24 protein-coding genes, 1 tRNA gene and 1 riboswitch are annotated in these 23,814 nt (G+C 63.5%); of the genes, 6 read left to right on the forward strand and 19 right to left on the reverse strand.

Annotation, left to right across the window (positions count from 1 at the left end):
• Window positions 1-9: 9 nt before the first annotated feature.
• From QMX78_RS05945 to birA, 7 genes are all read right to left on the reverse strand, one after another.
• Window positions 10-1,374: a DNA cytosine methyltransferase gene (locus QMX78_RS05945; protein ID WP_197639914.1), complete on the reverse strand. Its 1,365-nt coding sequence runs from the start codon at window positions 1,372-1,374 to the stop codon at window positions 10-12.
• Window positions 1,375-1,526: 152 nt separating this feature from the next.
• Window positions 1,527-1,961 carry a very short patch repair endonuclease gene (locus tag QMX78_RS05950; RefSeq protein ID WP_197639916.1) on the reverse strand — a complete coding sequence of 145 codons (435 nt, stop codon included), beginning with the start codon at window positions 1,959-1,961 and terminating at the stop codon, window positions 1,527-1,529.
• 399 nt (window positions 1,962-2,360) lie between these two features.
• On the reverse strand, window positions 2,361-3,578 hold the full coding sequence (locus QMX78_RS05955) for an integrase arm-type DNA-binding domain-containing protein (protein WP_197639918.1): 1,218 nt from the start codon (window positions 3,576-3,578) through the stop codon (window positions 2,361-2,363).
• Between the two features lie 172 nt (window positions 3,579-3,750).
• Window positions 3,751-3,826: transfer RNA gene (locus QMX78_RS05960), tRNA-Thr, on the reverse strand.
• Between the two features lie 104 nt (window positions 3,827-3,930).
• Window positions 3,931-4,734, reverse strand: a complete 804-nt coding sequence (locus QMX78_RS05965; RefSeq protein ID WP_282267542.1) for an SPOR domain-containing protein — start codon at window positions 4,732-4,734, stop codon at window positions 3,931-3,933.
• Window positions 4,735-4,743: 9 nt separating this feature from the next.
• On the reverse strand, window positions 4,744-5,481 hold the full coding sequence (locus QMX78_RS05970; RefSeq protein WP_282267544.1) for a type III pantothenate kinase: 738 nt from the start codon (window positions 5,479-5,481) through the stop codon (window positions 4,744-4,746).
• Entirely contained in the window at window positions 5,478-6,443 is a 966-nt protein-coding gene (gene birA / locus QMX78_RS05975) for a bifunctional biotin--[acetyl-CoA-carboxylase] ligase/biotin operon repressor BirA (RefSeq protein ID WP_282267545.1), read from the reverse strand. The genes QMX78_RS05970 and birA overlap by 4 nt, the downstream gene beginning before the upstream one ends.
• A gap of 117 nt (window positions 6,444-6,560) precedes the next feature.
• Here birA and QMX78_RS05980 point away from each other — a divergent pair, with 117 nt between their 5' ends.
• Complete coding sequence (locus QMX78_RS05980) at window positions 6,561-6,857, forward strand: hypothetical protein (RefSeq protein WP_282267546.1); 297 nt, start codon at window positions 6,561-6,563, stop codon at window positions 6,855-6,857.
• An 8-nt stretch (window positions 6,858-6,865) separates the two neighbouring features.
• Window positions 6,866-7,612 (forward strand): M90 family metallopeptidase, encoded by a 747-nt coding sequence (locus QMX78_RS05985; RefSeq protein ID WP_282267547.1) that lies wholly within the window; start codon window positions 6,866-6,868, stop codon window positions 7,610-7,612.
• Window positions 7,613-7,813: 201 nt separating this feature from the next.
• Here QMX78_RS05985 and QMX78_RS05990 read toward each other — a convergent pair whose 3' ends face one another.
• From QMX78_RS05990 to QMX78_RS06010, 5 genes are all read right to left on the reverse strand, one after another.
• Window positions 7,814-9,241 carry an ATP-binding protein gene (locus QMX78_RS05990; protein WP_282267579.1) on the reverse strand — a complete coding sequence of 476 codons (1,428 nt, stop codon included), beginning with the start codon at window positions 9,239-9,241 and terminating at the stop codon, window positions 7,814-7,816.
• Window positions 9,242-9,264: 23 nt separating this feature from the next.
• Window positions 9,265-9,948: a response regulator transcription factor gene (locus QMX78_RS05995; RefSeq protein WP_057627010.1), complete on the reverse strand. Its 684-nt coding sequence runs from the start codon at window positions 9,946-9,948 to the stop codon at window positions 9,265-9,267.
• Between the two features lie 73 nt (window positions 9,949-10,021).
• Window positions 10,022-10,405: a hypothetical protein gene (locus tag QMX78_RS21590; protein ID WP_343229762.1), complete on the reverse strand. Its 384-nt coding sequence runs from the start codon at window positions 10,403-10,405 to the stop codon at window positions 10,022-10,024.
• 199 nt (window positions 10,406-10,604) lie between these two features.
• Window positions 10,605-11,612, reverse strand: a complete 1,008-nt coding sequence (gene dusA / locus QMX78_RS06005) for a tRNA dihydrouridine(20/20a) synthase DusA (RefSeq protein WP_282267553.1) — start codon at window positions 11,610-11,612, stop codon at window positions 10,605-10,607.
• A gap of 214 nt (window positions 11,613-11,826) precedes the next feature.
• Window positions 11,827-12,174, reverse strand: coding sequence for a DUF3307 domain-containing protein (locus QMX78_RS06010; protein ID WP_282267555.1), 348 nt, complete (start codon window positions 12,172-12,174; stop codon window positions 11,827-11,829).
• Window positions 12,175-12,471: 297 nt separating this feature from the next.
• On the opposite strand from QMX78_RS06010, the gene QMX78_RS06015 reads away from it, so the two are divergent.
• Together QMX78_RS06015 and pncA are read left to right on the forward strand one after the other, a co-directional pair.
• Window positions 12,472-12,804, forward strand: a complete 333-nt coding sequence (locus tag QMX78_RS06015) for an SMR family transporter (RefSeq protein ID WP_343229761.1) — start codon at window positions 12,472-12,474, stop codon at window positions 12,802-12,804.
• Between the two features lie 252 nt (window positions 12,805-13,056).
• Window positions 13,057-13,677, forward strand: coding sequence for a bifunctional nicotinamidase/pyrazinamidase (gene pncA / locus QMX78_RS06020; RefSeq protein WP_282267560.1), 621 nt, complete (start codon window positions 13,057-13,059; stop codon window positions 13,675-13,677).
• 28 nt (window positions 13,678-13,705) lie between these two features.
• On the opposite strand, the gene purU is transcribed toward pncA, so the two are convergent.
• Both purU and QMX78_RS06030 read right to left on the reverse strand, forming a co-directional pair.
• Window positions 13,706-14,557, reverse strand: coding sequence for a formyltetrahydrofolate deformylase (gene purU / locus QMX78_RS06025; RefSeq protein ID WP_282267563.1), 852 nt, complete (start codon window positions 14,555-14,557; stop codon window positions 13,706-13,708).
• A gap of 98 nt (window positions 14,558-14,655) precedes the next feature.
• Entirely contained in the window at window positions 14,656-14,919 is a 264-nt protein-coding gene (locus QMX78_RS06030; RefSeq protein WP_282267564.1) for a DUF2798 domain-containing protein, read from the reverse strand.
• Between the two features lie 139 nt (window positions 14,920-15,058).
• Between QMX78_RS06030 and QMX78_RS06035 the strand changes: the two genes are divergently transcribed.
• Window positions 15,059-15,997: a LysR family transcriptional regulator gene (locus QMX78_RS06035; RefSeq protein WP_282267566.1), complete on the forward strand. Its 939-nt coding sequence runs from the start codon at window positions 15,059-15,061 to the stop codon at window positions 15,995-15,997.
• A 39-nt stretch (window positions 15,998-16,036) separates the two neighbouring features.
• On the opposite strand, the gene QMX78_RS06040 is transcribed toward QMX78_RS06035, so the two are convergent.
• The 5 genes from QMX78_RS06040 to QMX78_RS06060 all read right to left on the reverse strand — a co-directional run bounded on the left by QMX78_RS06040 (window position 16,037) and on the right by QMX78_RS06060 (window position 22,187).
• A complete protein-coding gene (locus QMX78_RS06040; protein ID WP_282267568.1) occupies window positions 16,037-17,146 on the reverse strand; it encodes an NADH:flavin oxidoreductase/NADH oxidase in 1,110 nt (369 codons plus the stop codon).
• 74 nt (window positions 17,147-17,220) lie between these two features.
• Entirely contained in the window at window positions 17,221-18,039 is an 819-nt protein-coding gene (locus QMX78_RS06045) for an NAD-dependent protein deacetylase (RefSeq protein ID WP_282267582.1), read from the reverse strand.
• A 53-nt stretch (window positions 18,040-18,092) separates the two neighbouring features.
• Window positions 18,093-18,497 carry an acyl-CoA thioesterase gene (locus tag QMX78_RS06050; RefSeq protein WP_282267570.1) on the reverse strand — a complete coding sequence of 135 codons (405 nt, stop codon included), beginning with the start codon at window positions 18,495-18,497 and terminating at the stop codon, window positions 18,093-18,095.
• A gap of 214 nt (window positions 18,498-18,711) precedes the next feature.
• Window positions 18,712-19,731, reverse strand: coding sequence for a ribonucleotide-diphosphate reductase subunit beta (locus QMX78_RS06055; RefSeq protein WP_282267574.1), 1,020 nt, complete (start codon window positions 19,729-19,731; stop codon window positions 18,712-18,714).
• Window positions 19,732-19,877: 146 nt separating this feature from the next.
• A complete protein-coding gene (locus tag QMX78_RS06060; protein WP_282267583.1) occupies window positions 19,878-22,187 on the reverse strand; it encodes a ribonucleoside-diphosphate reductase subunit alpha in 2,310 nt (769 codons plus the stop codon).
• Window positions 22,188-22,456: 269 nt separating this feature from the next.
• Window positions 22,457-22,675: riboswitch (cobalamin riboswitch) on the reverse strand.
• Between the two features lie 270 nt (window positions 22,676-22,945).
• Between QMX78_RS06060 and QMX78_RS06065 the strand changes: the two genes are divergently transcribed.
• On the forward strand, window positions 22,946-23,755 hold the full coding sequence (locus tag QMX78_RS06065; RefSeq protein WP_282267576.1) for a DUF2884 family protein: 810 nt from the start codon (window positions 22,946-22,948) through the stop codon (window positions 23,753-23,755).
• Window positions 23,756-23,814: the final 59 nt, after the last annotated feature.

Consider the following 23,814-nt stretch of genomic DNA (forward strand, 5'->3'; position numbering starts at 1 on the left):
TCATCGTGGCTAGCTCATTGCCAGAGCAATGTGTTTCTTGATGACAGTCTTCTTGCCGATGCTTCCTTTGGCCTTGGCGTCGATCGACTTCCATGCTGTCAAGATCCCGGCCCCTATAGCCATGGCCAACAACGGTGGCACGGCGTTGCCGACCTGTGTATATCGGGGGCATTCGACCTTACGACGATCGCCACCGGTCGTATACTTGCCATGGAAGGTGAACCAGTCCGGGAAGGACTGGAGCCGCGCGGATTCGCGCACTGTCAGGATCCGTGGATCGCAGTAATGCAGAATGTCGTCAGGCAACGTAGTAAGCGTTGGCGCCGGCTGCGTAGGCGACATGGGCACTGTACGGTGCTTCAACATGCCAAAGCTCTCACGGTCGTCGCTGCTCAGGTTCACCCCACGGCGGTTAGTGGCAAGACTAGTGGCGAGGATTTTTTTAAAACGCGCTCTTACATCCTCCCCATGGCGCGCGAGCCGCATGCTGTCCATCTGATAGGGGGCGACTCCCGCGTTCATGAGCCGCTGGTAGGCAGTGTCGTGCGGGCCTTCGTATTTCAGTTGCACGTATCCACGGCGGGCGCCGAAGCCGGCGTATTCAATGGTGTGCTGCGCCACCTGTTTCCCGGTCCCGACGACGAGATCGGAAATGGCCTGCTGGGCAGTCACTGGGGCCCCATTCCCTAGCTCCGAAAGTTGCTTCCCCCCCTCGACGTCTATCGCATCGAACAAGCCTGTGCATCCAGAAGGAAACTTCTTGACCATGTCCGAGCGAATCCCGATGACAACCAGTCGCGCCCTCCGCTGCGGGACGCCAAAATTTGCCGCGTCCAGAATCATCGCGCCGACGGTATAGCCAAGCTCCCCGAGGGCGTCGTGCAGTTTGTCGTAATAGGTTTGTCCAGACTTCGCCGTCTTGTTCCCGCGCTTGGTGTGGGCAACATTCATGCCCGGTACGTTCTCGAGGACGAGGAACTTGGGGTTGATGAGCTCCACGAAAGATACGTAGCGCTGGAACATCTTGTTCCGGGGGTCGGAGTTATTCCGCTTACCTGCGAAGGAAAACCCTTGGCAAGGCGGCCCGCCTGCAATGAGATCTACTTTGTTGCGAAGTTCCCCTAGTTCGCCATGGTGGAATTTCAGGACGTCGTCGATAGAGTGGGCAGATTGTTCCAGCCAAGCCGGCCATTGGAATCTGCACCGCGAGGCCTCGCCAAGGAAGTTTGCGCGGAAGGTCTCGAACGCATCCGCGGCGCGCTCGATCGCGAACAGCCCCTGCCAGCCCGCCTGAGACAAGCCAAGGGACAGCCCTCCGCATCCCGAGAAGAGGTCAATGAATGTCGGACGGGCGGGAACGGCGGAATTATCCATGGGCGGGCTCAAAAGGTTTTCGGCCAGCACCCTGAAAGGGCAAGACAAGCTCTTATCGCCCGATGCATCCCCGGGCCGCCGGCGGTCGGCTTCCAGGGTAACAGTTTCCCCAGGTTGGATGGAAGCACTTTCAGTCGCATCGTGCCGCCTGCCTACGGCTTGAACGCGCGCCTCAAGGCCAATGCATTCAACAACTTGCGTACGGACCTGTCCCGTGACTTCACTGTCGACAGGGAGCACTCCCAGACGGTCAGGACCGACCAGCCTTCGCGGCGGAGAAGCCGGGCATTTCGTTGGTCCCTGGCCTGGTTCGCCGCGAACTTTTCCCGCCAGAATCGACTGTTTTGCTTGGGAATCCTCCCCTTCTGGCAGGAGTGGGCATGCCAGTAGCACCCATGGATGAAGACCACAGTGCGGAGGGCGGGAAAGACGAGATCCGGCCTTCCCGGCAAGCCCTCGCCATGAAGCCGATAGCGGAATCCGGCCGCCCACACTGCCTTGCGCACAATCAACTCCGGCCTCGTGTCCTTCGACCGAATCAAGGACATGCGAGTGCTTCTTTCCGAGGGAGAGAGAATGTCCGGCATCAGATGTCATCGTAGGTGGCCAGACTGGATGGAGCATGAATCCTCCCCAATGGCCGTCTCAGAAGCTGAGCCGGCACAGTGATCGCACTCGCTCAGTCAAAAGCGGGTCTCCTGCTAACCGTCGGATTCAACTGAACAACGCGCCCCAGAACGCACACTTCTGGGCCACTTCGTTCTCAAGCACGTTCCGTTAAAGGGTTTCTGAATCGCCCATATTTTCGTAAACAGAGGCTGTCCGCTTCGGGTCGGCGAAAATCCTAATTTCCTTTCCGCTTCCTGTTAACGGAACTAAATCAACTCAGTAACCGTCGACAAAGGCATACGCCTTGCCCCCTTGATTCAGAAGGACACCCTGCGCGATAACCGCGCGCAGGGCAATCCAAAACCTCAAACGGAGAATTAGCCAGCCAACCTTAGAGGCGATTGGCCTTTTCCCTTCAACTTATCCAAGTAGTCTGCCCACGCCTGCATCATCTTCCTGCGCTCAGGCAAGTGTTCCGCTCGATTGTAGGCCGCCTTAATGGGATTTCTTTCAGAGTGAGCAAGCTGTCTTTCGATCGCGTCAGATGTCCATCCCATCTCGTGAAGTAAAGTGGATGCCATGCTTCGGAAGCCATGACCGGTCATGTCGTCCGTTCCGTAACCCAAGCGTCGAAGAGCTGCATTGACGGTGTTCTCACTCATTGGATCCCTTGCACTCCGAACGGACGGAAACACGTAGCGTCCATTCCCCGTGACCGGCCGTAGTTCCTCCAGCACAGCAACTGCCTGCTTGGATAGCGGAACAACATGAGCTACCCCCATCTTCATTTTCGCTCCAGGGATGTTCCATTGCTTCGCAGCAAGATCGAACTCCTCCCATTCCGCCTTGCGCAGCTCCCCCGGACGAGTGAAGACCAGGGGAGCAAAGCGGAGCGCACATTGCGTGACAAGTTGCCCCGTGTACCCATCAATGGCCCGCATCAGCTCACCGACCTTCGCTGGATCGGTTATTGAAGCGTAGTGCCTATTCTTCGCCGTCTTCAAAGCACCACGAAGAGCACTGGTCGGGTCGCGATCTAACCTTCCAGTGGCCACGGCGTAGCGAAATACCTGCCCACAGATTTGGCGAAGGCGCTGCGTGGACTCGATCTTCTCCTGAGCCTCCAACCTACGCAGGACTGCCAACACCTCAGCGGTAGTGATCTCATGGATCTGCCGTTTACCTAGCCAAGGGAAAGCGTAGGTTTCCAGCATCCAAGCTGCCTTCTCCCGCGTTGACTGCGCCAAGTCCCCACGGGACTCAAGCCATTCCACGGCTATCGTCTGGAAGCGGGTATCTACTGACAACTTTGACGTGAGCTTGCTCAATTGCTTGTGCTCGGAAGGATCGCGTCCAGCACGAAGCTTCGCCCTAGCCTCATCACGGGCCTCTCCGGCCTCCTTCAATGACACTTCGGGATACACCCCGATCGCCAGCAACTTCTCCTTGCCATCCCAGCGGTACTTCATTCGCCAGTATCTGGCTCCGTTGGGCATCACGTGCAGGTAAAGGCCTGCCCCTGCCGCCAGCTTGTAGGGCTTGTCCTTAGCCTTCGCGTTGCGCGCGGCCATATCTGTCAATTGCTTAGCACCCATTGGGGGTACATCCTCCTTGCTGAACTCCGTTTTTCGAAATGTACCCCCACTTGTACCCCCAAAGCTCTTGGATGTACGTGGACAAGCTCGGACCAAAGCGCACAAAAAAGCCCGCATTTCTGCGGGCTTAGTATGAATTCTGGACTTGCTTGGACGCTATGGGATCAGGCGATGGTGCCGCTTATCCGAATCGAACGGATGACCTACTGTTTACAAGACAGTTGCTCTACCAACTGAGCTAAAGCGGCAAGGCGTGTTACGTGCTTCGGTTGCGCGATGGTAGCGCTGCAACCGGAGGAAAGCTGGTCAAGACCGGTGCTCCCCGATCCCCGCCGTGGCGGGGCGCGCCATTCTACCGCAGACGCGCGCAATCCAACGACTGTTGTTGGGCGGCAGCTGCACGCTGCTTCAAGCTGGCCGGGGTCGCGGCACCGGCGGTGGCGGTGTCCACCCACCAGCTGGGCGCGATTTCGGTACCGCTGGTGGCCAGTTTGGCCGGGAAGCCAGCAGCGGTCAGGCTGGCCAGGCGGCGCTCGGCACCTTCGCGGTTGCGGTACTGGCCCAGCGCGACGGCATTGGCTTCCTCGCCTTGGGAGACAACGAAGTAATCGCTGAAACCGGCCTCGACGATGCGCTTGGCGGTGGCCTGGGCTTCCTCGCGCGAGGCGGCCGGAGCGATCAGCACCCGGTAGCTGCTGGCAGCCTTGCCGGGCACTTCACGCAGGCGCGGGCGCGCCGCATCGGTGCCCAGCGCGGTCAGCGCCGCCTGGGCCTGGGCCTGGGTGACGTAGGGGCCAAGACTGGCGCACTGCACGACGGCAGGTGGTTTCACCTCGGCGGGCTTGGCTTCGGTGGGCTTGGTTTCTACTGCTGCGGTGACAACGGGCGGCACTTCTGCTGGCTTGGCAGCGGTGGCTGCGGCTGGCACCGGCGTGAGCGCAGCAGCATCCGTTGCCACTGCGGGTGCGGCCTCGGCAGCAGCGGGTGCAACAGCAATGGTGGTGTCCGCAGCAGGCGAAGGCAGCACTTCCAGGCTGGCGACGCCGGGCTCGGCAGGCGGCACGACAGCAACCGGCTCAGCACGCGGCGCCATCCACCACAGTGCGACGCCAACATTGAGGATGGCCAGCAGGACGATAAGGAGACGGGTCAGCATGCGGTGATCCTACCGGTCGCACGCGCCGTGGTGAACTGCCCAGCGCGCCAGACCATCCAGCACCAGCGCAGGCCGGTAATCGGCTTCGGGCAGCAGTGGCAGCAAGGGCAATGCACCGCCGCCATGTACTACCAGCACCGGCTCGCTGCCGAGCAGCTGCTGTGCCTGGCGCAGGCTACGTTCGACCAGCGCCACTGCGGCACCATCACAGCCGGAAGCCAACGCATCAGCCGTGTCATTGGCGAACTCGGCGTAGTCGCCGCCGCTGGCGGGCAACTGTACGGCGCGCGCATGCAGGGCTTCGCGCATCACCGTTGGCGAAGCACCGATGCGGCCGCCGCGATGCAGGCCATCCGCATCGATCAGGTCGATGGTCAGCGCGGTGCCGACGCCGACCACCAGCACCGATTTCTGCGCTGGTGCGACCGCCAACAAGCCGAGGAAACGGTCCACGCCGAACTTTTCCGGGCGCGCATAGGCCACGGTTACACCCGCGCACTGCGGCAGGGTTTTGGCGACGTGCACCGTGCTGAAGCGGCTCTGCAGGATCTGCATGACTTCCGCGGTCAGCGCTGCCGATGCAACGCTTGCGACCCATGCGGTATCACCTTGCGGCAAGGCGTCCAGCGCGCTGGCGGTGATCGCCTCGGCGCCATGTGCCCAGGCCTGCACGCTGCCAGCGCGATCGCCTTGCAGTGGCGCGAATTTGAAACGCGAATTGCCCAGGTCAAACAACCAATCGCTCATGCCGCCCTCACGCTGACTTCGCCGGCATGGAAACAGGTTTCCCGCCCATCAATATTCACCCGCAATGCGCCGTCCTCGGCCAGTCCGCAGGCCACACCATCGTGCAGCACACCGGCCTCCTCCACCCGCACCGCGCGGCCCTGGAGTACATCCATGGTGGCGTAGCGTGGCAGGAACGGGGCCAGCCCGTGCTGCTCGAACAGCTCCAGCGCCGGCAGCAAGGCCGCCAGCAAGGCCGCCACCACGGCATTACGCGATACCTCGGCACCGGCCAGCGTGTCCAGGTCGGTCCACGGCTGGCTGATGTCGGCAGCACTGGCCTGCGGCATGCGCACGTTCAAACCCAGCCCGATCACCGCCCGTGCCGGGCCGGCAAATTCGCCGCCGCCCTCCACCAGCAGGCCACCGAGTTTGTGCCCGTCCACCACCACGTCGTTGGGCCACTTCAAGCCGGCGTTGCGGAAGCCCAGCCCGTGCAGGGCCTCGACCACGGCCACACCAACCGCCAGGCTCAGCCCGCCCATCCGCGACAGGCCGCCACCAAAGCCACGCGACAGTGACAGATAGACATGTGCGGCCAGCGGCGAGGCCCAATGGCGGCCGCGACGGCCGCGACCACCGGTCTGCCGTTCGGCCAGTAGGACCGCCGTTCCGCGCTCAGGCGCGCTGCGCTGCAGCAATTCCGTGTTGGTTGAGCTCAATGACCAGGCTATTTCCAACTCGGCCAGCAATGGCTGCACCGCCGCCGACAGGCCCGCGCGGATCTGTGCCGGATCCAGCAATTCAACCGGCTGGGCCAGTCGATAACCGTCGCCAGCGCGGCCCTCGATCATCACGCCAGCGGCGCGAAGCCCTTGAATACGCTTCCAGACGGCCGCCCGGGTCAGCCCAAGCTCACGCGCCAGCGTATCGCCGGACAACGCTCCGGCCCCCAGCTTGGCCAGTAATTGGCGGTCATCCACAGCAGCTTCCTCACAACAGACCGGGAAATTATGCGGCAAGCCCCGGAGGCCCGCCCAGCGCCACTCCCCTTTTCCGGAGAAAAAGCAGGCTAGAATCGGGAATTAGCCCGCCTTTGGATGTTGACGATGCGCCACCTCGCTCATTGCCTGATCCTGTTGCTGGCGCCGGTTGCAGCGCAGGCTTCGGATGCGCTCGGCGGCGCTGGCCAAAGTGCTTGCAGCTATGCGCCAGCCGAAGTGGAGCGGGTAGCCGCCCCGGCTGCTGCCGTTGGCATCGCCAACGCCCCGCCAGCAACGCCCGCCCCGGCCAAGACCGCTACCCCGCGTGCTGCCGGCGGTGGCAGCGACGATGATCTGCTGCCGCGCCTGCGTGCACCGCGCTGGCATCGCCTGCTGCCCGGGATGTTCCGCTGATCCAGTCGTTGTTGCGCTGGTGGCAGCGCACACCGCCTCCACTTGATGACACGCTCTGGCAGCAGACCTGCCAGCAATGCCTGTGGCTGTCCGGCTTGTCCGCCGAGCGCGAGCGCAAGCTGCGGGCGTTGGTGGAGCTGTTCCTGCAGCGCAAGACCATCACCCCGGTTGCCGGGCTGGAGCTGGACGACGGCCAGCGCATGGTGCTGGCCGCCCTGTGTTGCCTGCCGCTGATCGAGTTCGGCCGCGAGGGCCTGCATGGCTGGTCGGAACTGGTGGTGTACCCGGATGCCTTCCGCGTGCGCCAGAGCCATACCGATGCGGCCGGGGTATTGCATGAGTGGGATGACGAACTGATCGGCGAGGCCTGGGGCAGCGGTCCGCTGATCCTGTCGTGGGCAGATGTGCAGGCCGACATCGCCGATCCGCAGGCCGGCTTCTGCGTGGCGGTGCATGAGATGGCACACAAGATCGATGCACTGGATGGCGCCATCGATGGCACGCCGCCGCTGCCGCGCGACTGGCAGCGGCAATGGGCGCGGGATTTCCAGCAGGCCTATGACGCGTTCTGCGTGCAGGTGGATGCGGACGTTGAGACCGTGATTGATCCGTATGCAGCGGAAGCGCCGGAGGAATTCTTCGCAGTGGTCAGCGAGTACCACTTCTCCGCGCCGGAACTGCTGGTGCAGACGATGCCGGCGGTGGCGGCGCATCTGCGCCGGTTTTATGGGCCAGTTGAAGCTGGGCTGCGGTAGAGCAGGATCAAAGGCGAACCCCTCCCCGGCCCTCCCCTTGGCTACGCCAAAGGGAGGGAGCGAAGCTTGCGCCATCCCTTGCGCACGCAGTGCGTAGGGGAGGGTTGGGGAGGGGTTGGCTTTGGATTTTGGCTTCAGCTCCTCACGCACGCAGCGCGGGGCAATGACAGACCGTCCGCTGATGCCCTGAACCGCCAGGATTTAAATCCCCGGCGGCAAGGTCACTTCAAACCGGGCGCCGCCCAGTTCTTCGGAACGCTTGACCTGCAGCTCACCACGATAAGCCTTGATCAGGTCCTGCACGATCGACAGACCAATGCCGTGGCCCTGCACGCGCTCATCGCCACGCACACCGCGCTGCAGCACCTTGGCGATGTTGTCCTCGGCGATACCCGGGCCGTCGTCATCCACCGCCAGCACCAGGCCGGCACGCTTGCCGTTGCCTGCAGTGATCGGCTTTGCGGTCAGCAACACGCGGCGGTTGGCCCATTTGAAGGCGTTCTCGAGCAGGTTGCCCAGCAGTTCCTGCAAGTCGCCCGGCTCGCCGTAGAAGTTGACCCCCGGCGTTACCTCGAACTCGCAGAACACACCCTTGGCGGCGTAGACCTTCTCCAGTCCACGCACGATCTCTTCGGCGGTGGCCTCGATCGGCACCGGTGCCGAGAACAGCTTGTGTCCTGACGATGCCGCACGCGCCAGCTGGTAGGACACCAGGTTGTTCATGCGCTGCAGCTGCACGCCCACTTCCTCGCGCAGGTCAGCCTCGTTGCTGGTGCCGCTTTCCAACTGGGTACGCAGCACTGCCAATGGCGTCTTCAGGCTATGCGCGAGATCGGCCAGGGTGTTGCGCTGGCGCTCGAGGTTTTCGCGCTCGCTTTCGATGAAGGCGTTGATGCTCTCGGTCAGCGGCTCCAGCTCGCGCGGATGCAGCTCGCTCATGCGCTCTCGTTCACCGCGCTGGACGCGGGTCAGTTCGTTGATCACGCGCTTGAGTGGGCGCAGGCTCCATTGCAGCACCAGCGTCTGCAGCAACAGCAGGATCAGGCCGGTAACGCCCAGCCAGAACCACACCGCCGCGCGGAAACTGCGCAACTGCATGCCCAGCGCGCGCGAATCTTCAAGCACATAGATGGTGTACGGAAACTCGGATTCCGGCGCGCCGTCACCGCCCCACACCAGGCCCATGCCATAGCGATAGACCTCGCCGGGCGTGCCGTCGATCTGGGTGATGGGCAAGGGGCCTTCGAACACTTCCTCGCGCGGTTTGAGCGTACGTTCACTCACGTCCGGCAGCATCGGGCCTTCGGCCGACATCGAGTTCGCTACATGGCCAGGCATGACGACCTGCAGGTACAGGCCGCTGCCGGGGAAATCAAAGCGTGGGTCCGGCGGCTGTTCGCGGATGTACAGCGAGCCGTCACGGGTGAAATCGATGCCACCGGCATAGGCGGTGGCGTAGTTCTTCAGGCGCTCGCTGAGGTTGTCACGCGCGGTCTGGCCGAAGGCCGCGTCCAGCGCGTAACCGGCCAAGGCCAGGAAGGCCACCAGACCCACCGAGGCAGCCAGCAGCTGGCGGGCCTGCAACGAGCGGGGCCGCCAACGCTTCAATAGCCACTGACGGCCCGTCATCACGCTCTACCCCTTGGCGGGGCTCAGCCCTCGTTGCGCGGAATCGCGAAACGGTAACCGCGGCCACGCACGGTTTCGATCGGCTTCAATTCGCCATCGGGATCGAGCTTCTTGCGCAGGCGGCCGATGAACACTTCCAGCACGTTGGAGTCGCGGTCGAAGTCCTGCTGGTAGATGTGCTCGGTCAGGTCGGCCTTGGAGACCAACTCACCGGCATGCATCATCAGGTACTCCAGCACCTTGTACTCGTAGCTGGTCAGGTCGACATTGCTGCCGGCCACGCTCACGGTCTGGGCGGCCAGATCCAATGCAACCGGGCCACATTCCAGGGTCGGCTTGGACCAGCCAGCGGCGCGGCGCAGCAGCGCGTTGACGCGAGCCAGCAGCTCTTCGACATGGAACGGCTTGACCAGGTAGTCGTCGGCGCCCTGCTTCAGGCCCTCGACCTTGTCCTGCCAGCTGGAACGGGCGGTCAGGATCAGCACCGGGAATTTCTTGCCCTCGTCACGCAGCGCGCGGATCAGCTCCATGCCCGACATCTTGGGCAGGCCCAGATCGATGATGCCCACGTCGAACGGCACTTCGCGGCCCATATACAGGCCTTCTTCGCCATCCTGAGCGGCATCCACGGCGAAACCTTCGCGCTTGAGCCGGGCCGCAAGGGTTTCCCGCAGCGGGGCTTCGTCTTCAACCAGAAGGATACGCATGAACTCTCCCTAGTACTTTGGGCCGACCTTACGGCCAGCGTGTGTATTCAAAAACCACAACCACTATCGCTGTTCAGGAGTTATCGCCGCGTGGTGGCAGCTCCGCCCGCTGGTCGCGCGGGTGGTCTCGTGAAGGCGCAGGGTCGTCCATGTAGCGTACGCGCCCACGGTCATCCATGTATTTGACACGATTGATGTCGCGGCCGTCATACGGCACGCGTTCGGCCCCAAGAATGCGCCCACCGGTCTCGCGTTGCACGCGCCGGACGGCATCGGACAACGAACGGTCATTGCCCTGGCGGGCCACGCGTGCACCGCCATCAGCGCTGGCGACACGGGCGCTGTCGCCCCGGGACTGCTGTGGCTGCTGCGCCGACGCCACGACCACGCCCGGACCGGCCACGACCAACGTGGCAATCAGGGTGACCAGCAGACGACGACGGGAAAGCGAATGCATGGGACAGATCCTAGCGGACGGCGAGGCAACGTTCAAAATTCGTAAACCACGACCCGGGAAGATTTTTCATGGGCCTTACGAAATTGAGCCAAATTCTTGATTTTTAGGGGTGAATCCGATCTGAATCCGTCCGCCCGCCCCGCGCACTCGTTCAGCAAGCTGACCGGACAAAGAACCCTTCCCCGCCCAACCTACCGGCTCAGGCGACCCGCTCTGCCTGCCTGCGAGTGACCTGCAACGCCTGCTCGACCAAGGCCCAGTCAGCGCCGGGGCGGTGCGCGCCTTCGCTGAGCACCTGGCGGAAGCCACGCCCACCCGGCTGCCCGTGGAACAGGCCGAGCACGTGGCGGGTGATGTGCTTCAGCGCCAGGCCGGCGGCCAGCTGCGCTTCCACATAAGGACGCAGCGCGACCAGCAGTTCCTCACGCCCGCGCAGCGGCTGGCCGGTCTGGGCACAGTCCAACGCATGCAGCACATAAGGGTCGTGGTAGGCGGCACGACCGAGCATTACCCCGTCCAGGTGCTGCATGTGCTGCTGCGCGGCCTCGACCGTGGCGATGCCGCCATTGATCACCAATGGCAGCGTCGGGCGCTCGCGCTTGAGCTGGTAAGCCCATTCGTAGCGCAGCGGCGGGATCTCACGGTTCTCCTTGGGCGACAGGCCCTTGAGCCAGGCATTGCGGGCGTGCACCACCACCATCGCCGCGCCGGCCTGGACCTGCCGGTCCACAAAACCAGCGAACACCTCGTAGTCCTTGTCCTCGTCCACGCCCAGGCGGCATTTCACGGTGATCGGAATATCCACCGCCGCCACCATCGCCGCCACGCATTCAGCAACCAATTCAGGTTCGCGCATCAGGCAAGCACCAAAACGCCCGGCCTGGACCCGGTCCGACGGGCAGCCGCAATTGAGGTTGACCTCGTCATAGCCCCAATCGGCAGCGATACGCGCGGCCTGGGCCAACGCATCGGGATCGCTGCCACCCAGCTGCAGCGCCAGCGGCTGCTCCACCGGATTGAAGCCGATCAGCCGCTCGCGGTCGCCATGGATCACCGCATTGGCGTGCACCATCTCGGTATACAGCCGCGCACCCGGCGCCAGCAGCCGGTGAAATACCCGGCAATGCCTGTCGGTCCAATCCATCATCGGGGCGACGGACAGGCGCAGGGAGTCGGCGTAGCGGGTGTTTTGAGGCAGGGATGGCATGCAGCGCGGGGTCTTGTGATGCGTGGATCGGCTATTTTCGCCCAAGTCCCGCGTTCACGCTGGCATATCGGTACTGGCTTTCAGCTTGCGACCGGGTTTGTGTGCGGCCGTTTGGCTGCAAGCGGCGCCAAAAGCTGGCGGATCACGGCAGCAGGAACAGGCCGCAGCGATCCGCCTGGATCAGGACTGCCCAAGGCAAACACCGGGGCGTTGATCAAGGCAGACCCGGCATCAGCGACAACAACACCAGCCACAGCACCTTGCAGGCCACGTGCAGGGCCTGGTCCAGGTTGTAGCTGATGCGATGGCCACACTTGAGGTCATCTATCAGCATGTGGCTCAGGGTTTCCAGCACCGCAAGCACGATGCTGCCGGTGATCCAGCCCACCGCGCCGCCGTGGATCACGCCATGCGCGGCCAGTGCCTGGTACCAGGGCACATCAGGCACCGGCGCATGCCGGTTTTTGGCCCGCGACAGAAACTCACCCTGCAAGGGGTAGTCGGCCACGACATGAGCAAAGACCAACAACCCAAACATCTGTAGCAGCGTGTAGTAGGTCATCTAGGGTGTGCGTTGGGGCGTGGATCGGAGTCTGGCATCACTTGGGGTACCGGCGCGATCTGTGCTGCACAAACTTCCGGGGATCCATATCCGGCGACACGCAAGCCCGGCACGCCCCCTGCGTGCGCTCTGCATGCCGACTCGGCAGCACTCACGCTGCCTGGCCACTTACCCACCCCTGTGCTTCTTGTCTTGGCGCCTGCCATGCGGACCGCGGTCGTTATGGCAGGTCCAGTCTAGACCGGTACCGTAAGAACAGGGCCGCTAGAATTGGCGGCCCCTTATTCGAGCACCGCCATGAACGCCTATGCCCTGCTGGCCTGCGCCATCGCCCTGGAAGTGCTCGCAACCTCCCTCCTAAAGGCGTCAGATGGCATGAGCCGGCTATGGCCAACCGTTGGTGCCCTGGCCGGTTACAGCGTGTGCTTCTGGTTGCTGGCGCTGGTGATGAGGACGATACCCACCGGTATCGCCTATGCGATCTGGTCCGGTGTCGGCATCGTGCTGATCTCCTTGATCGGGTTGTTCGTGTTCAAACAGAAGCTTGATGCGGCCGCCATCGTCGGCATTGGCCTGATCTGCGCCGGGGTGCTGGTGATCAACCTGTTCTCGCGTTCGTCGGCACATTGAGCAGGCATAGGTCCGGCGGGGATCGCTGGGAAGGCCCCTGCCGAGCATGGCTCGGCACTACCGCTTCGCTCCCTCCCTTTTGCGTAGCAAAGGGGAGGGTTGGGGAGGGGTGCTCTGGCTCTTGCCTGCTTCGCGACTTATGCCACTCCTACTGGTATTGCTTGCAACGCCCCTGCCGAGCATGGCTCGGCACTACGAGGCATTGATCGGCACTGCCTTAAACTGTGCGTCCCCCGCGTCAGGAAGTTGTCGATGTACGGAACAGACGTTGCGCTGCTGGTTATCGATCTACAACCGGATTTCATGCCCGGCGGTGCCCTGCCCTGCCAGCACGGCGATGCCATCGTGCCCGCCATCGCTGCGCTGCTGGATGCGCGCGACTATCAGACCGTGGTTGCAACCCAGGACTGGCATCCGGCCGATCATGCCTCGTTCGCCAGCCAGCACGTCGGGCACAAACCCTTCGACTCCATCCAACTGCACGGCCAGCCACAAACGCTGTGGCCGGACCACTGCGTGCAGGGCAGCGCAGGTGCCAGCCTGGATGCGCGCGTGGACTGGAAACATGCCGACCTGATCCTGCGCAAAGGCACCCAGCGCGACGTGGACTCGTATAGCGCGTTCCGCGAAAACATCGGCCCACAGGCGACGCGCGCGCCCACCGGACTGGCTGGCTGGCTGCACGAACGCGGCATCCGCGAAGTCCATGTCTGCGGACTGGCACGTGACTACTGCGTGCTGTGGAGTGCGCAGGATGCTGCGATCAGCGGCTTTGCCGTGCGCTTCCTGTGGGAGCTGACCCGTCCGGTGTCGGCAGCCAACGATGCCGCCACCCGCATCGCCTTGAACGAATGCGGGATCCACATCGACTAAGCCCGATCTGCGGATCCGGCTCGACTGATCAGCGGAACACCACGGTGCGGTGACCATTGAGCAGGATGCGATGCTCGACATGGCGGCGCACTGCACGTGCAAGCACCTGCGATTCGGTATCGCTGCCCAGCTGCACCAGGTCACGCGGCGTCATCGCATGATCCACACGCGCCACGTCCTGCTCGATGATCGGGCCTTCGTCCAGGTCCGAGGTCACGTAATGCGCGGTGGCGCCGATGATCTTGACCCCGCGCGCATGCGCCTGGTGGTACGGCTGTGCGCCCTTGAAGCTGGGCAGGAAGCTGTGATGGATGTTGATCGCGCGGCCCGACAACGCCTGGCATAGACGCGGCGACAGGATCTGCATGTAACGCGCCAGCACCACCAGATCGATGCGTTCGCGCTCGACCAGATCGATGATCTGCTGTTCCTGCTGCTCGCGGTTCTCGGCGCTCACTGGCAGGTGATGGAACGGCACAGTGTAGGAACCGGCCAGCCCGGCGAAGTCGTTGTGGTTGGATGCCACCGCAGCGATATCCACCTTCAGCTGGCGGCTATGGGTGCGGAACAGCAGGTCATTGAGGCAATGGCCCTGCTTGCTGACCAGCACCAGCAGGCGCGCGCGGCGGCGCGCATCATGCAATTCCCACTGCATCGCGAACTCTTCACCCAGGCCCTGCAGCCTGGCACGCACCACCGGCTCATCCCCGCTGGTGCTCATGTCGAAATGCACGCGCAGGAAGAAGCGGCCGCTTTCATCGTCACCAAACTGCTGGGCATCGAGGATGTTGCAACCCGACTCGAACAGCAGGCCGGACACGCGATAGACGATGCCGGTGCGGTCCGGGCAGGAAAGGGTGAGGATGAAATCAGGACGCATGGCCAACAACATTTATCAGTGGGGTCGTGGAAAGTAACCGTTCCAGTCGATTCCCAGCAAAGACAGTTGCAGCTGACACGGTTTGCCCGTCGGCCTGCTCAGTGCGGATGCACCGTCAACGCCACCAGCCGCATCACCAAGGGCCGCACCACCAGTACACAGCAGAATGCGGTCGGCATCGCCAGGCAGTAGGCGGACAGCACCCGCGCCGGGAACTGGCCATCGATGCCGGCATTGGCGGCGGTGATCACCAGGCACATCAGCATGGCCATGATCGAGGCCATGAAAAACGCGAAAACAACAGGCGTGGTGCGCGCATGCAATTTCCAGCGGGCAACGGCGACGGAACGGGGGTCTGGCATCCAACGAGGTCCATGCATGCAGCAATCAGGTGCTGCGGGCCGGGCACGATAGTCGGCGAGCCGGGGGACGGCTAGATCGCGTCGGCTTGGGGCTTTATAAAGATTTACTTTGTAATCCTCCCGGAAAATGCCAACCGGCATGAACATTCTCCAATCCATCCGCAGCTTCATCCGCACCGCCGATGCCGGCAGCCTGGCCGCTGCCGCGCGCACCCTGGGCATCAGTGCGGCAGCGGTGGGCCAGAACATCGCCCGTCTGGAAGCCCATCTGGGCGTGCGCCTGTTCAACCGCACCACCCGCCAATTGGCCCTGACCGAGCGTGGTGCGCTGTATCTGGCGCAGGTGCGGCATATCGAGCGCGACCTGCAACGGGCCCAGGCAGCAGTGACCGATCCCGACGCGATACCGGCTGGCCGCCTGCGCATCGCCAGCAGCGCGGCGTTTGGCCGGCATGTGCTTGCGCCATTGCTGGCGGCCCTGCAACAGCGCTACCCACGACTGGAAATGGAGCTGCTGCTGGCCGACCGCAGCGTCGATCACGCCCATGAGGACGTGGATGTCAGCATCCGCATCGAACCGCAATTGGAAGAGGGATTGGTCGCACGGCCCATCGCGCAGGTGCCGTTCGTGTTCTGTGCCGCGCCGGCCTACCTGGCCATCGCCGGCACGCCGCGTTCGCCCGATGAGCTGCGCGAACATCGCTGCCTGTTGTTCCGCTACCCGCTGGATGGGCGCTACCTGCGTTGGGGCTTCGTCCGCGATGGCCTGCGCTTCGATGCCGAAGTGCAACCGGCACTGGTCAGCGACGACATCGATGCACTGGCGGCGATGGCGGCGCGCGGCGGCGGCATCACCCGGCTGGCAGCCTTTGTCGCCGCGCCCTACCTGGCCCGCGGCGAACTGCAGGCCTTGTTCCAGGATGAGGCCAACAGCGATACGCGGGCCTCGCCAGAACCCATGCGCCTGTTCCTGTGCGTCAGCGACCGCCGCGACCTGACCCCGAAAGTGCGCTCGCTGCTGCAGCACATCCTCGATGCCCTGCCGCCGGCCTGGCGCATCGACATCGACCACGCCTGAGCGCCAGCGGCGGTATGCCGCTGGCGCCTCCGCCGAACGTCAGCCCTGCATGGCGAGCTTGAACAGACCGCGCGCTTCGTGCGGCTCGCAACGCATGTACTGCGGCGACACCGTCAACTGTGCGCCCAAGGCCGCTGCCGCATGCCAGGGCCAACGCGGGTCGTAGAGGATGCCGCGGGCGATGCCGATCGCGTCGGCCTTGCCGTCGACGAGGATTTCCTCTGCGTGCGTCGGCTCGGTGATCAAACCCACCGCGATCACCGGCGTGCCGATTTCGGCCTTGATCGCAGCGGCCTGCGGCACCTGGTAGCCGGGCTCGACCGGAATCTGCTGGCGCGGGTCCAGCCCGCCACTGGAGACATGCAGGAAGTCGTTGCCGCGCGCTTCCAGCGCCTTGGCCAGTTCAATGCTCTGGGCAACATCCCAGCCGCCGTCCACCCAATCGGTGGCGGAGATGCGCACGCCCAAGGCCACATTGGCCGGCACCACCGCGCGCACCGCATCGAATACCCGCAGCAGCAGGCGCATGCGGTTTTCCAGCGAGCCGCCATACGCATCGCCGCGCAGGTTGCTCAACGGCGACAGGAACTGGTGCAGCAGATAACCATGCGCGGCATGCAACTCGATCAGCTCCAGACCAAGCCGCACCGCGCGCTTGGCGGCAGCAACAAAGTCTTCAACCACGGCATCGATGCCGGCCTCATCCAATGCTGCAGGCGTGGGATCGCCGGCCTTGAACGGCAGCGCCGACGGCGCCAACACCTGCCAGCCGTGTTCCTGACCCGGGGCGATCGCGCCACCACCGTCCCACGGGCGCGCAGTGGACGCCTTGCGTCCGGCATGCGCCAGCTGCACACCGATCGGCATGCTCGACCAGCGCCGCACCGACGCCAGCACCTTGGCCAATGCCGCTTCGGTGACGTCGTCCCACAGGCCAAGATCGGCCCAGCTGATACGTGCACGTGGCTCGACCGCAGTGGCTTCGATGATCAACAGGCCAGCGCCGGACTGCGCCAGCTGACCCAGGTGGATCGTGTGCCAATCGGTGGCCTGCCCATCCTGCGCCGAGTACTGGCACATGGGCGCGATGACGACGCGGTTGGAAAGGGAAAGCGGGCCTAGCGACAACGGTGAGAAAAGCTGGCTCACGTGGGGGACGTCCATCAACAGTGGGGGCGCCCATTGCACGCCGCACGGGCCGTTGATTCAACCGGCGGGATGGATCACTGCGTCTTGATGCCGTCCAACAGGAACGCAAGTGCCTGCGCGCAGGGCATTTCAACCTTCAACGACAGCAGGTGATCGGCGCGGGTGCGGCCAAGATTGACCGCAGCTATCGGCAAACCGGCCTTGGCGGCGGCATCGACGAAGCGAAAACCGGAATACACCATCAGCGATGAGCCCAGCACCAGTACAGCATCGGAACGCTGCAGATGCTCATGCACCGCCGCGACCCGCTCACGCGGCACGTTCTCGCCGAAGAACACCACGTCAGGCTTCAATATGCCCCCACATGCTTCGCAGGCAGGCACATCGAATGAGGAGAAGTCAGCCTCGATATCGGCGTCACCATCGGGCGCGACGCCTGCCTCCAGTACATCCCAGCCGGGATTGGCTTCCAGCAGGCGCTGTTGCAGGTGTTCGCGCGAGCTGCGTGCTTCACAGCCCATGCAGCGCACCTGGTCCAGGCGACCATGCAGGTCGATCACGGTCTGGCTGCCTGCCGCCTGGTGCAGGCAGTCCACGTTCTGGGTCAGCAGCAGCTCGATGCGACCATCGGCTTCCAACGCCGCCAGCGCACGGTGCGTGCCATTGGGCAGCGCCTGGCCGAAGCGTGGCCAGCCCAGCAGGCTGCGCGCCCAGTAACGCTTGCGGGTTGCTTCCTCGCCCATGAAGGCCTGGTAGGTCACCGGCGGCGTGCGCTTCCATTGACCATCGCGATCGCGATAGTCGGGAATACCGGAATCGGTGCTGCAACCGGCACCGGTGACCACGAACAGGCGCCGATGGCCGGCGATGAACTCCGGCAACTCGGTGATCACTGCCGACGAAAGACGCCCAGTCGGTACCGATGAAGTGGTCATCACCGCGAGGCTCAGGCCTGCGTCGGCAGCGTCGGCACGGTGGTCGGATGACCTTCGCCATCGAGTGCGATCATCACGAAGGTGCCCTTGGTGCACAGCGCACGTTCGCCGTTGTGCAGGTCTTCGGCGATCAGCTCGACTTCCACATGCATCGAGCTGCGGCCAACCTTGACCACCCGGCCGATGGTTTCCACCATCTGCCCGATGCGGATCGGCAGCTTGAAATCGACCTGGTCCGAGCGCGCGGTGACCACCGTGCAACGCGAATAACGGGCGGCGGCGAGAAAGGCCGCTTTATCCATCCACGCCAGTGCCTGGCCACCGAACAGCGTGCCCATATGGTTGGTGTGGTTGGGGAACACGATTTCCGCCATGCGGACTTCGACCGGCGGATTGGTTTCGACGATGGGCGTCATGGAGGCATCACCTGTAAGTTGGCGCCGATGATACGCCCGCAAAGCTGTGCAGCTTGTGTACGCGGCTGCAGCTCTTGTAGGAGCGGCGTAAGCCGCGAAGCCGATAAAGCCTCAGAAGCTAAAAAGCACCCCTCCCCAACCCTCCCCTGCGCTTCGCGCAAGGGAGGGAGACAAGCGCCCTCCCCTTCACCTGCAGTGAAAGGGAGGGAGCACATCAGAACGCCATATCAAACGCCACTTCACCCTGCACGCCGACCTGGTAGGCAGAGGCGCGGCGCTCGAAGAAGTTGGTCAGTTCCTGCACGTCCTGCAGCTCCATGAACGGCAGTGGGTTGCGCACGTTGTACTTCTTGGCCATGCCCAGCTTCAGGAAATGGTTGTCGGCGCAGTGCTGCAGGTATTCACGCATGTCACGGGTGGAGATACCCGCCACGCCACCGGACAGCACGTCTTCGGCGAACTGCACTTCACAATCGATGGCCTCTTCCAGCATCTGGTAGACCTCCTGCTCCATCTTCGCGTCGAACAGATCGGGTTCTTCGGCGCGGATCTTGCGCACGCACTCGAACGCGAACTCCATGTGGCAGCTCTCGTCGCGGAACACCCAGTTGGTGCCCGAAGCCAGGCCCGGCAGCAGGCCGCGCGAACGGAAGTAGTACACGTAGGCAAACGCGGCAAAGAAGAACAAGCCTTCGATGCAGGCAGCGAAGCAGATCTGGTTGAGCAGGAACTGGCGGCGGTCGTCGCGGGTTTCCAGGCGTTTGGTTTCCTGCAGCGCATCGATCCACTTGAAGCAGAACGCAGCCTTCTTCTTGATCGAGTCGATGTTCTCAACGGCGGCAAAGGCCTTGAAGCGCTCTTCCGGATCCGGCAGGTAGTTGTCCAGCAGGGTCAGGTAGAACTGCACGTGCAGCGCTTCTTCGTACAACTGGCGCGACAGGTACATGCGCGCTTCCGGCGCATTGAGATGCTGGTACAGGTTCAGCACCAGGTTGTTCGACACGATCGAGTCGCCGGTGGCGAAGAACGCGACCAGGCGATGGATCAGGTGCTGGTCGGCCGGCGACATCTTCTGGTGCAGGTCGGTGATGTCGATCTGGAAATTGATCTCCTCCACCGTCCAGGTGTTCTTGATCGCGTTGCGGTACATCTCGTAGAAGTCCGGGTAACGCATCGGACGCAGGGTCAGCTCGAAACCGGGATCGAGCAGCATTTGGCGGGATTCATTGGACATGGGGGCTTCTCCTTTCCCTTCTCCCTGCGGGAGAAGGTGGCGCGCAGCGCCGGATGAGGGTTGGTTCTTGAAGGGTTGGGTCTGCTTGCTTTCAAAGCGCCCTCACCCCAACCCCTCTCCCGCTAGCGGGAGAGGGGCTTCGAGCTTTACTGGCAGGCTTCGCAGGCTTCCGGGTTTTCCAGCGAGCAGGCCACGGCTTCCACCGGGGTATAGCTGCTGACCGTGGTCTTGGCGATCTTGGTGGCCGGACGCGAACGCAGGTAATACGTGGTCTTGATGCCCTGCTTCCAGGCGTACATGTACATGGACGACATCGCGCCGATGTTCGGGCTCTCCATGAACAGGTTGAGCGAGGCCGACTGGTCGATATAGGCACCGCGCGCGGCGGCCATGTCGATCAGCGAACGCATCGGCAGTTCCCATGCGGTGCGGTAGATGTGGCGCAGGGTTTCCGGGATCTGCTGCAGGCTCTGGATGGAACCGTCGGCCAGCTTGATCGCATCGCGCACTTCCGGCGTCCACAGGCCCAGCTGCTTCAGCTCGGCAACCAGATGACGGTTGATCTGCAGGAAGTCGCCGGACAGGGTTTCGCGCTTGAACAGGTTGGACACCTGCGGCTCGACGCACTCGTAGCAACCGGCAATCGAGGCGATGGTCGCGGTCGGCGCGATCGCGATGATCAGCGAGTTACGCAGGCCGTGCTGCTTGATGCGCTCACGCAGCGCGTCCCAGCGCGCGGTGTCTTCCGGCACCACGTTCCAGGCATCGAACTGCAGCTCGCCGTGGGCAGCGCGGGTGTCGTTGAACGACGGGTGCTTGCCGCGTTCCTGGGCCAGTTCGCAGGACACTTCCAGCGCGTGGAAATAGATGGTCTCGGCGATCTTGGTCGACAGCGTGCGTGCTTCGGCGGAATCGAAGGCCAGGCGCTTGCGGAAGAACACGTCCTGCAGGCCCATGCAGCCCAGGCCGACCGGACGCCAGCGCAGGTTGCCACGGCGTGCGGTTTCGATCGGGTAGAAGTTCAGGTCGATGACGCGGTCAAGCTGGCGCACGGCCAGGCGCACGGTCTCGGCCAGCTTCTCGAAATCGAAATCGCCATGTGCATCGAGGTGGTTGCCGAGGTTGATCGAGCCCAGGTTGCAGACTGCGGTCTCGTCGTTGGAGGTGATCTCCAGGATCTCGGTGCACAGGTTGGACAGGTGGATCACGTTGCCGGCGCGCAGGGTCTGGTTGCTGGCCAGGTTGCACTTGTCCTTGAACGTCATCCAGCCGTTGCCGGTCTCGGCCAGGGTGCGCATCATCCGCGAGTACAACTTGCGTGCCGACACGGTCTTGCGTGCCTTGCCCTGGGTTTCGGCCTGTACATAGGCCTGCTCGAAGGCCGGACCGAACAGGTCGGTCAACTCCGGCACCACGCGCGGATCGAACAGCGACCATTCCTGGTCGGCCTCGACGCGCTGCATGAACAGGTCCGGCACCCAGTTGGCCAGGTTGAGGTTGTGGGTACGGCGCGCGTCATCGCCGGCGTTGTCACGCAGTTCGAGGAAGTCCTCGATGTCGGCGTGCCAGGTTTCCAGGTAGACGCAGGCCGCGCCCTTGCGCTTGCCGCCCTGGTTGACCGCAGCCACCGAGGAATCCAGCGTCTTCAACCACGGCACGATGCCGTTGGAGTGGCCGTTGGTGGACTTGATCAGCGAGCCGCGCGAACGCACGCGGGTATAGCTGACGCCGATGCCACCGCTGAACTTGGACAGCTGGGCGATGTCGGCATAGCGGTCGTAGATGGATTCCAGCGAATCCTGCGGCGAGTCCAGCAGGAAGCACGAGGACAGCTGCTCGTGGCTGGTGCCGGCGTTGAACAGGGTCGGGCTGGACGGCAGGTAATCCAGGCTGCCCAGGCGCTGGTACAGCGCCAATGCTTCGGGCACATCCTCGCTCAGCGCGCTGGCGATGCGCAGGAAGAACTGCTGCGGGGTTTCGATGACCTTGCGCGAATGCGGATGCCGCAGCAGGTAGCGGTCATACATGGTGCGCAGGCCGAAGTAATCGAAGTTCAGGTCATAGGACGGATCGATCGCATCGTTGAGCTTGCGTGCATTGACCTGCACGAAGTTGAGCAGGCAGTCGTTGATCAGGCCGACTTCGTGGCCACGGCCGACCGACTGCGAGAACGCGTGGATTTCCTGGCCGGAGACTTCCTTGCCGATGAAGTTGGCCAGCAGACGCGCGGCCAGCCGGCCGTATTCGGGTTCTTCGCCGATCAGCAGGGCGGCGGTACGGATCGACAGCTCGTCCAGTTCCTGGGTGCTGGCGCCGTTGTACAGGCCGGAGATGGTGCGCGTGGCCACCCGCATCGGGTCCACCGCGTGCAGGCCTTCGCAGCAACGCTGGATGGCGCGGACGATCTTGTTGAGGTCTACCGGCTCGGTGCTGCCATTGCGCTTGGTCACGCTCATGGCGGTGGCGGTCGGCGGCGGGGTCAGTTCAAAACCGGCTTCAGCCGGAGCGACGTCAGTATGAGTGGCAGTCACGACGATGGTGTCCTTGCAAACGTTATGCACGCAGCTCCTGCCCGCGCAGGAAGCAGAGCCGGTACGGAGCAGCGAGCATGGAAGGACGGCGTCGCAGCAGCCGCGACAGCGCACGACCCAGGGTCGGCAGCAGCCACGGCACCACGTCACCAGCCGTCTTCCCCTCGAAGACACCGCAGCCGGCACCACGCGGTGTGCATCGCGTGGCTGTCGGCAGGTCTTCGGACTCATGGGCAGGAAGGCGGGGGCCTTCTCCTACTCCGCCGCTTCCCAAGGCCTGTGCCTCAGTGCTGTTGGCGGGGTCGTTCCCAATTACCGCTGCGGGGCAGTGCCGGACTAGCCTTGAAGGCATCACCGGCTTCCCTATTAATCCGACGGAAAATTCCGCCAGAACCGACGGAGCACAAGATAGTGGGGGTGTATTACAGGGTCAACACCAAATCTAGTATTTCTTTGCCAAGCCTTGTGGCACAAGGCTTGGACTGTCTGGCGCCCGGACCAGACACCGGAACCTGCTCGAACGGCGTGCGCAGTCAAGCCTTTTGCAGAGTTTTTTTGTAGGAAAACCACCTGACTTGATAACGTAAATTTCTGATGAAATTTCGGGACGTGACTTCCGGCCGGCGCAGCCCTTGCCGCGAGCGGCCAAGCTGGCGACATCCTCCTGCCACGAGCTCGCCGCCATGCGCCTGCTGCCCATCGCCACTTCGCTTGCCCTGCTGCTGCCGCTGGCCGCCCAGGCAGGCACGGTCAAGGCGCCGGAGCTGTCTGCCGACCAGTGCGGTGTGTCCACCGACTACAACGTGCTGGTCGACGGCGGCGGTATCTGGTTGCGTCGCGATACGCTGCCGATGCGCGAGATCGTGTTCCATGACGGCCAGCTGAGCATCGACAACCGGATGCAGACGGTCTCAGCGGAAGATGCACAACGGCTGCGCGCACTGGAGGATGGCGTGCGCCGGCTGATGCCAGCGGTGACCGGCATCGCCACCGAGTCCGTTGGCATCAGCTTCGATACGTTGGACTCGGTTTACGAAGGCCTCACCGGCAACGCCAACTCCCGCAAAGTGCGCAAGCTGCGCAAGGAGGCCGAACGCTTTGTCGAACAGACCATCGGCCGCGGCCGCTGGGACCAGGACCTGTTCAATGAAGGCTTCGAAGCACGGGTGCAGGATGCCGCCGAGAGCCTGAGCGGCTCCATCGCCCGCAGCATGCTGTGGGCGGTATTCACCGGTGGCGAGGACAAGCTGGATGCACGCGCAGACAAACTCGACGCCGAACTGGAGCAACGTCTGGAGGGTCGAGCTGCCGCCCTGGAGCAGCACGCGCGCTCGCTGTGCACGCAGGTACAGGCGCTGGATAGGCTGCAGTCGGCACTGGAGTTCCGCCTCGATGGCCAACCACTGCAGATGATGCGCGTGAGCGGCGATGGCGCGACGATGGCGGCGCGCGAGCACGGCCAGGACGACAGCATTCCGTTGCCGACGAGGTAAAAGCACGCCATCGGTAGTGCCGAGCATGGCTCGGCACTACAGGCCCTCGCTTTGTGGGG

It is taken from the genome of Stenotrophomonas sp. PS02298 (assembly GCF_029959445.1).
Lineage (GTDB): Bacteria > Pseudomonadota > Gammaproteobacteria > Xanthomonadales > Xanthomonadaceae > Stenotrophomonas.

Excerpts from the sequence above, each read along its gene's own strand:
- QMX78_RS05945 (WP_197639914.1), bottom strand. The coding sequence starts at position 1,374 with ATGGATAATTCCGCCGTTCCCGCCCGTCCGACATTCATTGACCTCTTC.
- QMX78_RS05950 (WP_197639916.1), bottom strand. The coding sequence starts at position 1,961 with ATGCCGGACATTCTCTCTCCCTCGGAAAGAAGCACTCGCATGTCCTTG.
- QMX78_RS05955 (WP_197639918.1), bottom strand. The coding sequence starts at position 3,578 with ATGGGTGCTAAGCAATTGACAGATATGGCCGCGCGCAACGCGAAGGCT.
- QMX78_RS05965 (WP_282267542.1), bottom strand. The coding sequence starts at position 4,734 with ATGCTGACCCGTCTCCTTATCGTCCTGCTGGCCATCCTCAATGTTGGC.
- QMX78_RS05970 (WP_282267544.1), bottom strand. The coding sequence starts at position 5,481 with ATGAGCGATTGGTTGTTTGACCTGGGCAATTCGCGTTTCAAATTCGCG.
- QMX78_RS05980 (WP_282267546.1), top strand. The coding sequence starts at position 6,561 with ATGTTGACGATGCGCCACCTCGCTCATTGCCTGATCCTGTTGCTGGCG.
- QMX78_RS05990 (WP_282267579.1), bottom strand. The coding sequence starts at position 9,241 with ATGACGGGCCGTCAGTGGCTATTGAAGCGTTGGCGGCCCCGCTCGTTG.
- QMX78_RS05995 (WP_057627010.1), bottom strand. The coding sequence starts at position 9,948 with ATGCGTATCCTTCTGGTTGAAGACGAAGCCCCGCTGCGGGAAACCCTT.
- QMX78_RS21590 (WP_343229762.1), bottom strand. The coding sequence starts at position 10,405 with ATGCATTCGCTTTCCCGTCGTCGTCTGCTGGTCACCCTGATTGCCACG.
- dusA (WP_282267553.1), bottom strand. The coding sequence starts at position 11,612 with ATGCCATCCCTGCCTCAAAACACCCGCTACGCCGACTCCCTGCGCCTG.
- QMX78_RS06010 (WP_282267555.1), bottom strand. The coding sequence starts at position 12,174 with ATGACCTACTACACGCTGCTACAGATGTTTGGGTTGTTGGTCTTTGCT.
- QMX78_RS06015 (WP_343229761.1), top strand. The coding sequence starts at position 12,472 with ATGAACGCCTATGCCCTGCTGGCCTGCGCCATCGCCCTGGAAGTGCTC.
- pncA (WP_282267560.1), top strand. The coding sequence starts at position 13,057 with ATGTACGGAACAGACGTTGCGCTGCTGGTTATCGATCTACAACCGGAT.
- purU (WP_282267563.1), bottom strand. The coding sequence starts at position 14,557 with ATGCGTCCTGATTTCATCCTCACCCTTTCCTGCCCGGACCGCACCGGC.
- QMX78_RS06030 (WP_282267564.1), bottom strand. The coding sequence starts at position 14,919 with ATGCCAGACCCCCGTTCCGTCGCCGTTGCCCGCTGGAAATTGCATGCG.
- QMX78_RS06035 (WP_282267566.1), top strand. The coding sequence starts at position 15,059 with ATGAACATTCTCCAATCCATCCGCAGCTTCATCCGCACCGCCGATGCC.
- QMX78_RS06050 (WP_282267570.1), bottom strand. The coding sequence starts at position 18,497 with ATGACGCCCATCGTCGAAACCAATCCGCCGGTCGAAGTCCGCATGGCG.
- QMX78_RS06055 (WP_282267574.1), bottom strand. The coding sequence starts at position 19,731 with ATGTCCAATGAATCCCGCCAAATGCTGCTCGATCCCGGTTTCGAGCTG.
- QMX78_RS06060 (WP_282267583.1), bottom strand. The coding sequence starts at position 22,187 with ATGAGCGTGACCAAGCGCAATGGCAGCACCGAGCCGGTAGACCTCAAC.
- QMX78_RS06065 (WP_282267576.1), top strand. The coding sequence starts at position 22,946 with ATGCGCCTGCTGCCCATCGCCACTTCGCTTGCCCTGCTGCTGCCGCTG.